Raw genomic sequence first — 14,764 nt, 5'->3', positions numbered from 1 at the left:
ATGGGGGCAGTGGGGGCCGGTGCTGGCGCTCACGACTTAGTTAAAGTAATGGGTACTTCTACCTGTGACATTTTAATGGTGGACCCAGATGAACTTGGCGAGCGCACCATCGAAGGTATTTGTGGTCAGGTACTCGGTAGTGCCATGCCCGAGTTGGTGGCCCTAGAAGCCGGTCAATCGGCCTTTGGTGACTTATATGCTTGGTACAAGCGAGTCCTGTTATGGCCACTGCAACAGTTGGCTGAGCAACAGCCTGAGCTGCAAGCCGCACTGCAAGATCTTGATCAGCAAATCATTCCAATGTTAAGCGAGCATTGCCAGCAGCAGCACGCCAATTCGCCGGTGGCGGTGGACTGGCACAATGGTCGACGTACTCCTTTTGCCAACCAACGACTTACCGGCAACATCAGTGGCCTTAACTTGGGCTCAACTGCCCCGATGATTTTCCATAGCTTGGTGGAAGCCACCGCTCATGGTGCTAAAGCGATTATGGATTGTTTTGTTAATCAACAAGTTCCAGTGAAACGGGTGATTGCAATTGGCGGTATTGCCAAGAAATCACCGCTAGTGATGCAAACTTGTGCGGATGTGATGGATTGTGAGTTGCTAGTGATGGATAGCGAGCAGTGTTGTGCCCTAGGCGCAGCCATTTTTGCTGCCGTAGCGGCCGAAGTTTATCCCGATACTGCTAGCGCACAGCAAGCCATGGCCAGTGCCGTGCACCTAAGTTATCAGCCCAATCCAGAGCGGGTTGCTTTTTATCGTGAGCGTCATCAAGCCTATCGTCAATTGGGAGATTGCGTGGAAGGTTTATGCGCTAAACAGGGAGACGAGTAATGTTAGCCGATTCAGCAGCAGCGCAGCGTATCATTGAACTGCGAGAGCAAGTCTACTTAGCCAACATGGCCTTACAAACCCATAATTTGGTGACCTTTACCTGGGGTAATGTTTCGGGCATCGACCGCGAATTGGGCTTGGTGGCGATTAAGCCTAGCGGCGTAGAATATGCCAAGTTAAGCCCCGCTAACATGGTGATATTAAATTTGGCCGGTAAGGTGATTGAAGGCGATCTCAAGCCTTCTTCCGATACCTCTACACATTTGGTGTTGTACCGCTCTTACGAAGACATTGGCGGGGTTGTACACACTCATTCGCCCTTTGCTTGTGCTTGGGCCCAGGCGGGTTTAAGTATTCCGGCCCTAGGCACCACCCATGCCGATTACTTCTATGGCGACATACCCTGTACCCGTGCTTTAACCGAAGCCGAAGTGGCGACTAACTATGAGCTCAATACCGGCTTGGTGATTGAAGAAACGCTGGGCTCAACCGAGCCGCTTTCTATGCCAGGTATCGTGGTCAAAGAACATGGCCCCTTCACTTGGGGAACCAGCCCAGATAACGCGGTACACAATGCGGTAGTGCTGGAAGAAGTGGCCAAAATGGCGCTGCACACTAAGCAGCTAAATCCTCAGGTCACTAGCTTAAATCAAGCTTTATTGGACAAACATTATCTCCGTAAACACGGCAAAGATGCCTATTACGGCCAAGAAGATTAGCCTTAACAAAGGATAGATTCATGACAAATTCAACACCCTCTTTATGGTTTGTAACGGGCTCTCAACACCTATACGGGCCCAAGGTATTAAAAGAAGTGGCTAGCGACAGCGAGCAACTAGTACAAGGCTTAAACGATAGCGAAAGCATTTGCTTGACGATTAATAACCAAGGTGTGGTGACCAGCTCGGATGAAATCGCCGAAGTCATGCGCCGCGCTAACAACGACACCAGCTGTGCCGGCGTGGTGGTGTGGATGCACACCTTCTCTCCCGCCAAAATGTGGATTGCCGGTTTAAACCAACTTAGCAAACCAATGTTGCATTTACATACTCAATTTAATGCCGGCTTGCCTTGGTCGAGCATTGACATGAACTTCATGAATACCAACCAAAGTGCCCACGGTTGTCGCGAGTTTGGTTTTATCGCCACGCGGATGAACGTGCAACGCAAGGTAGTGGCTGGACATTGGCAAGAGCCCCGAGTGCAACAAGATGTAGACCAATGGGCGCGCGCTGCCCGCGGTGTTTACGAGTCTGCTAGCCTTAAAGTGGCCCGGTTTGGTGACAACATGCGTCAGGTTGCGGTGACCGAAGGTAACAAAGTATCGGCCCAGATTAAGTTTGGTTACGAGGTGAACGCTTATAGCATGGGTGATTTAGCTGCCTACGTTGAAAAAGTCAGCGAAGCCGAGTGCGCAGCGTTAATCGACGAATATTGCTCACTGTATAAAGTTGACGACGCGCTGTTAAAAGATCCACAAAGCTACCAATTACTGATAAACGAAGCGCGCTTAGAAATAGGTATGGAACGCTTCTTAACGGAGCATGACTGCAAGGCCTTTACCAACTGTTTTGAAGACTTACATGGTTTAAGCAATCTACCCGGTTTGGCGACTCAACGATTAATGGCCAAGGGTTATGGTTACGGCGGTGAAGGTGACTGGAAAACGGCTGCCCTATTACGCATTGTTAAGGCCATGTCTGAAGGGCAAGCGGGAGGCAGCTCCTTCATGGAAGACTACACCTACGATTTTGGCGCGGTTGACCAAGTACTGGGTGCCCACATGTTAGAGGTGTGTCCAAGTATTAGTGAAAACAAACCCGAGTTGATTATTGCTCGCCACACCATTGGTTGTAAGTGCGATGTGCCACGGCTTAAGTTTTCGGCCAAGGCTGGCCCTGCCATTAATCTTTCATTGATTGATTTAGGTGACCGCTTCCGCCTGGTGGCCAATGCGGTAGATACTGTTGATTTACCAGAATCTATGCCTAATTTGCCAGTGGCGCATGCCTTATGGCAACCACAGCCTAATTTGGCGGTAGCAGCTGCGGCTTGGATTTATGCCGGAGCTGCTCACCACTCGGTTTACACTCAGGCGCTTAGCATGGAAACGGTCATCGACTATGCCAAGATCCACGATATCGAGTTGATTATTATCGATAAAGACACTGACCTTCGTCAGTTGGAAATGGAACTTCGGCATAACAACCTGCATTACCGTTTAAATGCCCTAAGCTAATCGCCTATTAGTCGCAGTGATGGCTGGGATGTCATAACTGCGACTTCGTCAATACTTTAAACCAAGAATCTAATGCTATGATTTCAAAACGTATTGCTAATAACACTTACTTGAAGCATATGCAGAATGATCCCTTAAAACCCGGTTACAACTTTGATGCGCATTTGGTAGCGGGCTTAACGCCGATAGAAAAAGGGGGAGAATTCGACTTTTGCATCGATCGTCCGCAGGGGATGAAAGGCTTTATCATTAACTATACCAGTGAAGGGCGCGGCAGTATCTTTAAGGATGATAAGCGTTTTGATGTTAATCCGGGTGACTTACTATTGTTTCCACCGGGGGTGCCCCATTACTACCATCGCCATGAAGATGCTGATACTTGGAAGCATCGCTGGGTCTATTTTCGCCCGCGCGCATTTTGGCAAGATTGGCTACATTGGGCGCAGCTAAAAAATGAAGTGTATTTTTCGCCGCCGCCAGAGCAGCGGGAAAAACAGTTACAAATAGAGCAGCTGTTTACCGATATTGAATTGTACGCCAAAACCAGTGATCCCTTCGATGTGGAGTTGTCGCTTAACTTGCTAGAGCAACTGCTATTACGTTGTAAGCAAATGCAGCCGGATGTGCGTAACAAAGCCTTAGATCCGCGAATTGAGGCGGCCATTAACTTTATGACGGTTAATCTCACCCGCGATTTTCAGTATCAGGAAATCGCCGAATCAGTCTGTTTGTCTAGCTCTCGCTTAGGCCATTTGTTCCGCGAAGAAGTGGGCATGACCATCACTCAATGGCGCGATGACCAAAGAATTAGCCGAGCTAAGCAATTGCTGATCACCAACAATGTCAGTATTAACCGGATTAGCTTGCAGGTGGGATACAATGATCCGCTGTATTTCTCGCGAGTGTTTAAGAAGCTAAATGGAATTAGTCCTAAAGGCTATCGCAAGCAGTTTAGTTTGATTTATTAAGGGCGCTGGTGCTGCAAGCTGAGCTGCATTTGGCTCAGCTACATTTACGTGTTGCTAGACCTTGTCGATGTTGGTGCTCTGTCTGTCCAGCACCCCTAAATCCAAAACCGGTGCGGCATCGATATTATGGGCGTCCATCATTTTTGCCACTCGCTGCAAGGATGAAATAATCATCATTTGCTCCCATTCTTGCAGCTCATCAAATTGCTTAGTGAACTGTTCCTGCAGCGGAATGGGTGCCTCTTTTAATACTTCAGCAGCTTGCTCGGTAAGGTGGGCATGCACCTTGCGTTTATCTTGTTGAGAGCGTTCGCGATAAACCAGTTGGCGCTTTTCTAAACGATCCAAAATACTGGTGACGGTGGCTTGGCTTAGGCTCATTTCATTGGCTAACTCACCAATGGTGACCTTACCCATGTTGCGAATAGTTTGCAGTAGCAACATTTGTGGGGCGGTTAAACCTGTTGTTTTTGCTAAGTGCTTGGAATACAAGTCGGTTCCGCGGATCACCCGACGCAATGCAACCAAGACTTCTTCTATTCTGTTCAAAGTGTTTCTCTGTTTGTCGAATTAAAAAGATAGTATATCGCCATTTATTTAGAACCCTAAATGATTTATTGGCTTTCACTAAAAGCCAGTAAAGCTGTGTTCTATATCATTAGCGACGCTTTGAATGCTTCAGGGTTAAACGGCCAAATAACGCGCCTTAAGCTGCTAATTTGCTAGCCTTGCTGTCAACTGCTTGCTCTCGCCTTCGGCAAGATTAATCGTCTTAGTGACGGCGTTTGCCGCGACTTAACACAGTCATTCATCAAAATAACCCAGCGTTCACTATTTACAGTGTCATCAATTTTGGGGTGGAGATCAAATTTTATTTAGTGTACTATGTTTCGCACTCTAAATAGTTATATGGTTTTTTGTTGAGTTTGAGTAGGTTTTATTACTATTTTTTATTGTTTTATATGACAAAAATCCATTTTTACTAATGCTTTACTATTTAGGGTTCAAATTAATATCTCTAACTGGGGAGGATTTTTGCTTGATATAGGAAGTATCGTTTTTAAGGCGCCTAGGCTGGAAGACGGTATGGCTGTATTTCGTTTGGTGGAAAGTTGCCCACCGCTAGATGTCAATTCTAGTTACTGTAACTTACTGCAGTGCAGTCATTTTTCTGCCACCTCGGTGAAAGCGGAATATGACGGCTCCTTGGTTGGATTTGTTTCAGGATATTTAATTCCGGAACGGCCAAATACCCTGTTTATTTGGCAAGTGGCAGTTGCAGAGCAAGCGAGAGGGATTGGCCTCGCTTCGCAGATGTTGCAACAGATCCTCGCTCGCCCTGCATGTGCAGCGGTGGAGTATTTGGAAACCACTATTACCGCAGACAACCAAGCTTCGTGGTCATTATTTAGAGCCTTAGCCAGCAAACATCTGAACGCAGAATTGAATTCAGGTGAGTGGATGGATAAGCAGCGCCACTTTGCAGGTCAACATGATTCTGAACAGCTACTGCGGATCGGACCTTTTCAACCTTCTTTAATTGTTAATCAAGAGTAACTATTACCATGAAAATTTTTAATCAAATTGAATCTGAAGTTCAAAGCTATGCTCGTTCATTCCCGCGCATCTTTAACCGCGCTAAAGGTGAGTGGATGTGGGACGAAGATGGTAATCAGTATTTAGATTTTCTAGCTGGAGCGGGCACGCTGAACTACGGCCACAACAACCCTTTATTTAAGCAAGCCTTGCTAGATTACATCGAACAAGATGGCATCACCCATGGCTTAGATATGCACACTCGTGCCAAAGGTGAGTTTCTACAAACCTTTAACGATAAAATTCTGCGTCCGCGTAATATGGAATACATGGTGCAATTTACGGGCCCCACTGGGACTAACGCCGTAGAAGCTGCCATGAAAATTGCCCGTAACGTAACCGGCCAACAAAACATTGTTACCTTTACCAATGGTTTCCACGGGGTGAGCTTAGGTGCCTTGGCGGCCACTGGTAACTCTCATCACCGTGATGCCTCGGGTGTGAGCTTAAATGGCACCCATCGCATGCCTTATGACGGTTACTTGGGTGACAACATCGATACCACCGAATACTTAGATAAAGTATTGGCTGACTCCAGCAGTGGTATTAACTCTCCTGCGGCGGTGATTGTAGAAACGGTGCAAGGTGAAGGTGGTATTAACGCGGCGAGTATCGAGTGGCTGCGTAACCTGCAAACCGTGTGTCGTAAACACAAAATATTGCTGATTGTTGATGATATTCAGGCTGGTTGTGGCCGTACTGGCGATTACTTCAGCTTTGAAGAAGCAGGCATCGAACCCGATATTATCACCCTGTCTAAATCTTTAGGCGGTTACGGCCTGCCATTTGCGGTAGTGCTAATGAAGCCAGAATTAGACCAATGGAAGCCCGGTGAGCACAACGGCACCTTCCGCGGTAATAACTTAGCCTTTGTTACGGCTAAAGCGGCACTTGATCACTATTGGTCTGACAATGCCTTCTCTGAAGAAGTGAAGCGCAAAGGCCGTTATATCTCGCAGCGTTTGGAAAATATTGTCCAGCAATATGGTGATGGCAACTTCACCACCAAGGGACGTGGCATGTTCCAAGGTATTAACTGTGTGAACGGTGAACTGGCCGGAAAAATTACCCGTGCGGCTTTCCAAAAAGGGCTGATTATTGAAACCAGTGGTGCTGACGACCAAATCGTTAAGTTCCTTTGTCCACTGGTGATCAGTGAAGCCAACCTAGAAAAAGGCATCGATATTGTTGAAGAGGCGATCCGTGAAGTATGCGCCAAGACCGACAGCATTCCTGAAGAGAAAGTTTATTTTGAGGTGGCGTAGTTTCATTTTATTACACCATGAGCACTAGCCAACAATTACGCGTTTGGCCGGGTGAGCGGCTGTTATTGCCAATTGAAAACGCCGCCGCTCGTTACCTACTTCGCTGCGTTCAAGGGGAAGGGTATTTGCGGATTATGTCCTGCGCTCAGCGCCAGGCCATTGTGCGCGGTGACGAGAGGCTGATAGCGGGTGGCGAAATCGCCACTCTCACGGGCAAAAAAGCCATGTTAATTGAATTAAAAAAACTAAGTTAAAGGCAGATTATGATTGTAAGAACATTAGCGGAAGCAAACAAAACTAACCGTCGTGTAGTTTCTCCAGATGGTAATTGGGAGAGCACGCGTTTGTTATTGAAAGAAGACCAAATGGGCTTTTCTTTCCATATGACTACCATCTACAAGGGTGCAGATTTTTACATGCATTATCAAAATCACCTAGAGTCGGTTTACTGCGTCTCTGGTAAAGGTGAAATTGAAAACCTCGCCGATGGTAAAAAACACCCAATTGAACCAGGCACTATCTACATTCTAGATAACCACGATAAGCACATTCTACGTGCCTTTGAAGAATTGACCTTGGCCTGTGTATTTAATCCGCCGGTAACCGGTAATGAAGTTCACAACGCCGAAGGCGCTTACGAGTTGGACACCGAAGCTGTTTAAATCAGCAGCAAATAAATAGACTGGCGGGGCCTCCCGCCAGCTAAAAACATCATAGTGTCTCCAGCAAACCATCGCGCGACCTAGCTTGCGGGTTTGCTGACAACTCCCATCTTATTTAGAGCTATAAAGGATTAATAACAATGAATCATACCATTGAGAAAATTGGTGGTACGTCGATGAGTGATTACTTGTCGGTGCGCGATAATATTATTTATCAAGCGAGTGAAGAGCAGCTTTATCAACGGGTATTTGTGGTGTCGGCCTACGGCGGCATTACCGATCAATTGTTGGAGCATAAAAAAAGTGGTCAACCGGGTATTTATGGCTTGTTTGCCAGTGCCATGGAAGATGACAGTTGGTTGAAAAAGTTCGAGCAAGTAAAGAGCCAGTTGTTAGAGATAAACCTACAGTTGTTTGGCGAAGGCACCTTGTTAAAGCAAGCTAACCTTTTTCTAAATGAGCGGCTAGATGATGCCAAACAGTGCTTGTTAGACTTACAAAGTCTTTGTCAGCACGGCCACTTCGCGCTGGACGCTCATTTAGGCACTGTTAGAGAAATGCTCGCCAGCATCGGTGAGGCGCATAGTGCATGGAACACCGCTAAGTTATTGCAACGTGATGGGGTTAATGCCTGTTTCGTGGATTTAACCGGCTGGTTAACCAATAAACACGTTCCTTTGGATGAGCGGATCCGCGAAGCCTTTGCCGAAATTGATTTAAGCAAGCAGTTGCCGATTGTGACTGGTTATGCTCACAGTGATGCGGGTTTAATGACGTCGTTTGATCGTGGTTACAGTGAAATGACTTTCAGTCGTTTGGCGGTATTGACCCAAGCTAAAGAAGCCATTATTCACAAAGAATTTCACCTCAGTAGTGCCGATCCACGTTTAGTGGGCGAGCATAATGCGGTACCGATTGGTCGTACTAACTATGATGTGGCCGACCAATTGGCGAACCTAGGCATGGAAGCGATTCATCCTAAGGCTGCCAAGGGCTTACGACAAAATGGTATCGCCCTAAGGGTGAAAAATACCTTTGAGCCAGAGCATAGTGGTACCTTGATTACTGGTGACTATGTGAGTGATTCACCCTGCGTAGAGATTATCGCCGGCTGTAAGGGCATTTACGCTCTAGAGTTGTTTGATCAAGATATGGCGGGTAGTATTACTCAATATGACCAGCAGGTATTGGCGATTATTCAACGCTTTAAGGCGCAGTTAGTATCGAAAGATATTAACGCTAATACGCTGACTCACTATTTATCGACCAATTTAAAAACCGTTAAAAGGATCCGCGAAGCCTTAGAGCAGCGCTTCCCTGAAGCTGAATTTAATCAGCAAAAAGTGGCTATTGTTTCAGCCATTGGCAGCGATATGCAGGTGGCGGGTATGTTAGCCAAAACAGTACAGGCTTTAGCTAGTCAGTCTGTTAGTGTATTGGCTATTCACCAATCGATGCGTCAGGTAGACATTCAATTGGTGGTTAAGGAGGCCGACTACGAGCAGGCGGTGAAGAGCTTGCATGCGGAGTTGGTAGAGGTTCATGATCATGGGCGAGCCATATGTCTAGCGTCTTAAGTACCATTGCTGTGTTGTTTCTGATTTTATTTCTGAGCGTGTCTCTGCCCTCGTTTGCCAGTGCCCAAGCATTGGCAAACGAAGCCGCCGCAGAGCCTCCGCCAGAAGCCCAGCAAACAGCTACGCAGCTAGAGCAACTAGATGAGCCGCTGTATAAACCTTTTATTGAGCGCTATGTGCTGGATGAACTAAAGCAATTGCGGGTTGATCAGGCACAGAACAAACATGAACTAATGCAGCAGATTGTGGATAGAGAACATCAATCTGTTGATCGTGCGGTGGCTTATGCCACCGACACGGTGACCTACTTTTTCTACTTAATTGCCGCCGCGACCTCGGTCTTGGTTTTGGTGGGCTGGTCTTCATTTCGCGACATTAAAGAACGGGTGCATACCCTGGCCGATGAAGAAATTTCTAAGTTAGTTCAGGAGTATGAGCAGCGTCTTGAACTGATCGAAAAGCAAATGAAACAAAAGACCCTGCATATTGAAGAAAACCGCGAAGTGATTGAGTTAACTCAAGAAATTCAATCATTATGGTTACGTGCCCAGCAAGACTCCTCCGCCGCCAATAAAATCACTATTTACGATGAAATTTTAAAATTACGTCCAGACGATTGTGAAGCTTTAACCTACAAGGCCGATGCGGTATTAGAACTCAACGAGCCGCAGTGGGCTGCTAATCTTTGCCATCAGGCATTGAAAGTTGACCCTGAGAATAGCCACGCCTTCTACCAGTTGGCCTGTGCTCACACCACCATGGAACATTACGAAGATGCGCTACGCTTTTTGGCCGAAGCCCTAAATCGCCGCGAAAGTTACATGGAAGACATTCGTCAAGACCCTGCCTTACAACCCTTGCTTAATGATGAATCGCTGCAGCAGCTAAATAGCATGCTTAATCAGGCGGTGGTTCACTAGTGTCGACATAGCTTATTTCCCAGCAGTCTCTGGCTGCTGTCTTCTGGTATTTAAGCGCCAAGATTAGCGGTGCTCGTCGCTGCCTTAATAGTGACTGTAATTGACTGCTCTTGGTGGGCCGCTTTAGGCTAAAATTATCCTATTAAACAAGCGCTAAGTGAGTAAACTAGCGCAAGGTGCCGCCGTGGTTTTGCATTGACGTAAGGATAGCCAGATGATTGACCAAGAACTCGCTCAGCTCGAATCGGTTTACCAAACCATTGTGGATTTTTTGGTGCAATACAGCTTTCAGCTGGTGGGCGCCGTTATTATCCTGTTGCTGGGGCTGTGGTTTGCGTCCAAGGTGGCTAAGTGGGTATTTCGAGTACTGGAGCACAAGGGGCTCGATATTACCCTCACCAACTTCATAGCCAATCTGGTGAAGTTATTGCTCATCAGCATCACGGTGATTATTGCGCTGGGTAAGCTGGGCATTAGTATTACCCCCTTTGTGGCGGCCTTAGGTGCCCTTTCTTTGGGTGCGGGTTTAGCCATACAAGGTACCTTGTCTAACTATGGTGCGGGTTTGGCCATTATTCTAACGCGCCCCTTTGTTATCAAAAACACCATCACCGTTAAAGGCTACACCGGTGTGGTCGCAGAAATTAACTTGGCTACCACGGTATTGGTTAATGAAGACAACGAGCGGGTGACCATTCCTAATCGCCACATCGTCGGTGAAATCATTAAAAACACCGAGCAAAATAGCTTGATTGAAGGCGAAGTCGCCATCGCATATGGCTGCCAACCTGAGCAGGCGATTGAGCTTATTGAAAGTACTTTAGCGGCGATAGAAGAAGTGCAAAGCTCACCCAGCATCAAGGTGGGCATAGCCGCTTTTGCCGACAGTGGTATTAATATTAGCTACCGTTTTTGGGTGCCTACACCGGTCTATCATCAAAGCAAATTTGCGGCTAATTTAGCGGTATTTAATGCCCTGCAACAGGCTGGGATTAGCATTCCTTTTCCGCAGCGAGAAGTGCGTTTATTGGCCGAGCAAGGCTGAACAAGTTAGGCTTAGTAAGCTAAGCCTAACTCTTTGGGCGGGGTTTAGGTTTTTAGCTTGTTAAGTTGCTGTTGTTGCTCCTCTACCAACTGCGCCAAACTGCTACTGCTTTGAGTGGTTTGGTCGGCCAAGCTGGCTAGCTCTGCCGCCGAATCAGAGATGGCGGTAATGTTACGGTTCACCTCTTCGGTGACGGCACTTTGTTCCTCTGCCGCGGTAGCAATATGGGTGATTTGCCCAGAGACTTCCTCGATTTGGCTAACAATGGTATTTAAATCGCTAAGTGCCGACTCGGTTTGTTCTACTGCGCGCTGCGCCCCTTCTACACCCTGTTCGATAATTCCAGACGCGCTGCTCACTTCACTTTGTAGGGTATTAATTAGTTGGCTAATTTCACCGGTAGAGTTCTGAGTTTTGGAAGCCAACGAGCGCACTTCATCGGCCACTACCGCAAAACCGCGACCCTGCTCACCAGCACGGGCGGCTTCAATGGCGGCGTTCAGTGCCAATAGGTTGGTTTGTTCGGCGATGGCGTTAATCACATCCACAATATTGCTGATGTTGGTACTGCTGTCGGCGACTTTGGCTACTGCGTCTTTGGCTTGCAAGGATTCTTCTGACATGGTGGTGACGTAGTGCATTGCCTGTTTCAGGCGCGCCTCGCCCGATCTGGCATTGTCGGTCATGGCTTCGGTTTCTTGGGCGGTTTGCTCCGAGGCCTTGGCCACTTCTAAAGCGGTAGAGCTCATTTCGTTCACCGCCGTTACCACGCTTTCAATTTCTTGATATTGCTTGTTGACGCTGTCACGGGTGTGCTGGGCAATGTCGGCCGAGGTTTGGCTCTCGTGCTGAGCCCGTTCTGATAAGGTTTTTAACTGGCTAATTAACTCACGTAGCTTGGTGATAAAGCTATTAATGCCACCCCCTAGGGCGATCAGTTCGGCGTGAGCATCCACAGTGATTGATTGAGTTAAATCCCCTTCGGCGCTGGCTAGGTTTTCAACTCGCGCTTGAATTACTTTAAGCGGTGATAGTAGCGAGCGGATCACAATGCTAATCGCTAGTACCGCTAATACCGATACCACTATGCCGACTATCAGCAGCAAACTGCCCAGTGAGCTGGCCATCTCGGCCATCACTTGGCTCATGCTTAAGGCGCTTTTGTAGGCGTCTTGCTTGTCCACTTCAATCAGCAAAGACCAGTGGGCGTCAGCCAGAGGAATGTTAACCGGATAGGCAAATACCAGTTGCTTATCGCTTTCTAAAAAGCCGCCTTGTTGATCTAATTGCTGGTATTGTTTGGCGAGCGAAGGCTCTACGGCTTCTCCTAGCGGGCGGGCGAAATCTTGGTAGTGGCTAGCCGCTACCACCAAGCCCAATTGACTGAGTAGCGTTACCTTGGCTTTGCCTTGATAAAGGCTGGCAGAAAGCTCGTCAATAAGTTGCTGGAATACCGGAAGGTTTACATCAACACCCACTACTCCCTTAAATTGTTGATCAACTACCACGGGCACGGTGAGCGAAGTCATTAACTCTTCGTTCCCCGGAGAAATTTCGTAGAGGTAGGGTTCCATTAAGCAGGGTTTTTTGCGGTCTTTGGCGCAGAGATACCACTCGGCTTCACGAATGCCAAATTCATCCTTTGTTGCAACATACTTTTCTGCCGAATCTTCAACCTGCTGCTGCTCGATGCTGCCGTCGTTATTGCGCACGACGTATATCTCTAAACTACCCGAGCCTACAACGCTGTGGCTCTGTCCTTCTGAATTTTGATCATCCAATTGGTCGTAGCCATTGGGCTCAAACTGAGCGTACATGGAAGAAAGCAGTTGGTTTTTTTGCAGAGTGCCATATACCGCTTGTTCTACACCCGAACGGCTTAGCGTTTGCTGCTGTGCGGTGCGTTCAATAAGGCCAGCAAAGCTATATGGAATACGGTAGGCTTCGTTGATAAAGCCAGCCACTTTTTCGCCATACTCGGCGGCGCGGGCACTTAAGCGTTGTTGGGTTTCTTGGTGTAGGCTGCTTTTAACTTGTTCGGCGAGTTGAGTATTCTGCTCGCTTAACGACCACCATAAACTAAATGATAGGACCGCTACGACCACCAGAAATAAGGCTGAGCTTATCCAGAGTAATTTCGCGCCAATTGATAAACGCTTCATGCGGCCTCCTATGCCAAATTGGTCAGCTAGTAATTTAGCTGTCTATAAGAATAGCAGGTTATCACGAATGACAAGTTTATCAATGTCTTAGCTCTGCTAGAGCGTTTTCTAAGTAGGCAGAGAGGGTTTACTGGGGGGCCGCCGCTATTACTTGATTGCGGCCACTTTGTTTAGCTTGGTAGAGCGCTTCGTCGGCGCGCTTGATCCACTGCTCTAAAAAGCCACTGTTAATTTCTGCTACGCCAAAGGAGCTAGTAATTCGACTGTGCTGGCTAAGCATGGTTTGTTCGATACTTTGGCGTAAATGTTCTGCCAGTGCACAGGCGCCCGCTTGCCGCGTATGGGTACATACCACTAAAAACTCTTCTCCTCCCCAGCGTGCTAGGTAGTCCCCTTCACGGATTTGTTGGCGTACTAGGTTGGCAATGTTAATTAACACCTTATCGCCCTCATCATGGCCGTAGTTATCGTTAATTTGTTTAAAGTGGTCGATGTCGAATAATACGATGCTGGCCGGCATGTTGGTTTCGATGTATTCAATGATGATGTCACTAAAAATATTGCGCAGTCCTGCACGATTAAAGCAGCTGGTGAGCGGATCGGTTTTCGCCATAAACTCGTAGTTATCCCGCTCAATGCTGAGATAGCTGTTCATTTTATTGAGTTCTAAGGCATGTTTATGTGATTGCTGGTGTTGCTCTTTGAGGCCGCGACCGAGTTTAAAATAGCTTACACACAAGCTGATTAACCATACGGCTAGCAGCCCCAAGTATAAATCTTTGGCGGCAATCAGTTTGCCGCTGAGCTCGATACGATACAGTGATAACTCGATGTTTTTGGTTTGTTGGTTATCTCCGGTGATTAAGGCGAAGTGATTGACTTGCGGTGACCCGCTGGGGGTGGTTTGTGCCCTTGCTAGTTGCCACCAAGAGGGCGTGTAAAACTGCGCCAGTGATAATTGATAATTAGCCCGACCTTGGCGCGGCAAAATGCTTTGCTGTAGTAAGTGTTGGTAGTTTTGCTGAGGGTCCGTTGCTAAATAAAATTGCAGTATTAGGCTGTCGGGTAAGTTGCTGGAAAAGGCGATGTCTAAGTTAAGCTGCTGATAATGATCGAGCCGAATAGCGGATAGTGCTCGGTTTAGTTGTAGGCTAAGAGCGCAGGCGCTATTGGTTTGGGCTTCGCTACTACAAAACAGGGTGGCTTTATCTTGCTGTTTTAATAATAAGCCGCTGCCGCTATGCCCATTTACTAATTGATCGTTGAGGAATACCTCACTTTGTTTATTTAGATCTAACAGGAGCTTGCGCTCCATCCCTAAGTTCTGCCACAGCACTAGGGTCAGCGAAATCAATACCAAAAATGGATAATAAGCATCACGTTGCAGAGGGTTCATTATTCAACAACTAGCAAAATAGTGAGTAAATACTGGACTTATTATCCACAAAAATCATTTGGCTTACCGCGCCGAGCGGCGCAGTTTTGAAGATTGT

The 14,764-nt window shown here is 47.3% G+C and carries 14 protein-coding genes; 11 read left to right on the top strand and 3 right to left on the bottom strand.

What is annotated here, in order from left to right; all coding sequences use genetic code 11:
* The 4 genes from AR383_RS22115 to araC all read left to right on the top strand — a co-directional run bounded on the left by AR383_RS22115 (position 1) and on the right by araC (position 4,044).
* Positions 1 to 837 carry an FGGY-family carbohydrate kinase gene (locus AR383_RS22115; protein ID WP_232304739.1) on the top strand — a complete coding sequence of 279 codons (837 nt, stop codon included), beginning with the start codon at positions 1 to 3 and terminating at the stop codon, positions 835 to 837.
* On the top strand, positions 837 to 1,556 hold the full coding sequence (locus AR383_RS12225; protein ID WP_055733388.1) for an L-ribulose-5-phosphate 4-epimerase: 720 nt from the start codon (positions 837 to 839) through the stop codon (positions 1,554 to 1,556). Before AR383_RS22115 ends, AR383_RS12225 begins: the two co-directional genes overlap by 1 nt.
* Positions 1,557 to 1,576: 20 nt before the next feature.
* Positions 1,577 to 3,076: an L-arabinose isomerase gene (gene araA / locus AR383_RS12220; protein ID WP_055733387.1), complete on the top strand. Its 1,500-nt coding sequence runs from the start codon at positions 1,577 to 1,579 to the stop codon at positions 3,074 to 3,076.
* 77 nt (positions 3,077 to 3,153) lie between these two features.
* Complete coding sequence (gene araC, locus AR383_RS12215) at positions 3,154 to 4,044, top strand: arabinose operon transcriptional regulator AraC (protein ID WP_198150147.1); 891 nt, start codon at positions 3,154 to 3,156, stop codon at positions 4,042 to 4,044.
* A gap of 54 nt (positions 4,045 to 4,098) precedes the next feature.
* On the opposite strand, the gene AR383_RS12210 is transcribed toward araC, so the two are convergent.
* Entirely contained in the window at positions 4,099 to 4,593 is a 495-nt protein-coding gene (locus AR383_RS12210) for a MarR family winged helix-turn-helix transcriptional regulator (RefSeq protein WP_055733386.1), read from the bottom strand.
* 486 nt (positions 4,594 to 5,079) lie between these two features.
* Here AR383_RS12210 and ectA point away from each other — a divergent pair, with 486 nt between their 5' ends.
* From ectA to AR383_RS12175, 7 genes are all read left to right on the top strand, one after another.
* Positions 5,080 to 5,601 carry a diaminobutyrate acetyltransferase gene (gene ectA, locus AR383_RS12205; RefSeq protein WP_055733385.1) on the top strand — a complete coding sequence of 174 codons (522 nt, stop codon included), beginning with the start codon at positions 5,080 to 5,082 and terminating at the stop codon, positions 5,599 to 5,601.
* An 8-nt stretch (positions 5,602 to 5,609) separates the two neighbouring features.
* Entirely contained in the window at positions 5,610 to 6,905 is a 1,296-nt protein-coding gene (ectB, locus tag AR383_RS12200; protein ID WP_055733384.1) for a diaminobutyrate--2-oxoglutarate transaminase, read from the top strand.
* Between the two features lie 17 nt (positions 6,906 to 6,922).
* On the top strand, positions 6,923 to 7,159 hold the full coding sequence (locus AR383_RS12195; RefSeq protein ID WP_055733383.1) for a hypothetical protein: 237 nt from the start codon (positions 6,923 to 6,925) through the stop codon (positions 7,157 to 7,159).
* A 9-nt stretch (positions 7,160 to 7,168) separates the two neighbouring features.
* A complete protein-coding gene (locus AR383_RS12190; RefSeq protein WP_055733382.1) occupies positions 7,169 to 7,567 on the top strand; it encodes an ectoine synthase in 399 nt (132 codons plus the stop codon).
* A 140-nt stretch (positions 7,568 to 7,707) separates the two neighbouring features.
* Entirely contained in the window at positions 7,708 to 9,144 is a 1,437-nt protein-coding gene (locus AR383_RS12185) for an aspartate kinase (RefSeq protein ID WP_055733381.1), read from the top strand.
* Entirely contained in the window at positions 9,129 to 10,064 is a 936-nt protein-coding gene (locus AR383_RS12180; RefSeq protein WP_157051728.1) for a TPR end-of-group domain-containing protein, read from the top strand. The genes AR383_RS12185 and AR383_RS12180 overlap by 16 nt, the downstream gene beginning before the upstream one ends.
* Positions 10,065 to 10,278: 214 nt before the next feature.
* Positions 10,279 to 11,109, top strand: a complete 831-nt coding sequence (locus AR383_RS12175; RefSeq protein WP_055733380.1) for a mechanosensitive ion channel family protein — start codon at positions 10,279 to 10,281, stop codon at positions 11,107 to 11,109.
* A gap of 44 nt (positions 11,110 to 11,153) precedes the next feature.
* On the opposite strand, the gene AR383_RS12170 is transcribed toward AR383_RS12175, so the two are convergent.
* Positions 11,154 to 13,271, bottom strand: coding sequence for a methyl-accepting chemotaxis protein (locus AR383_RS12170; protein ID WP_055733379.1), 2,118 nt, complete (start codon positions 13,269 to 13,271; stop codon positions 11,154 to 11,156).
* Positions 13,272 to 13,398: 127 nt separating this feature from the next.
* Complete coding sequence (locus tag AR383_RS12165) at positions 13,399 to 14,667, bottom strand: GGDEF domain-containing protein (protein WP_055733378.1); 1,269 nt, start codon at positions 14,665 to 14,667, stop codon at positions 13,399 to 13,401.
* Between the last annotated feature and the right edge of the window lie 97 nt (positions 14,668 to 14,764).

Origin of the sequence: Agarivorans gilvus, assembly GCF_001420915.1 — a bacterium.
GTDB classification, from domain to species: domain Bacteria; phylum Pseudomonadota; class Gammaproteobacteria; order Enterobacterales; family Celerinatantimonadaceae; genus Agarivorans; species Agarivorans gilvus.
The sequence above is the reverse complement of the archived record's forward strand: the minus strand, read 5'-3'. Positions and strand labels throughout refer to the sequence as shown.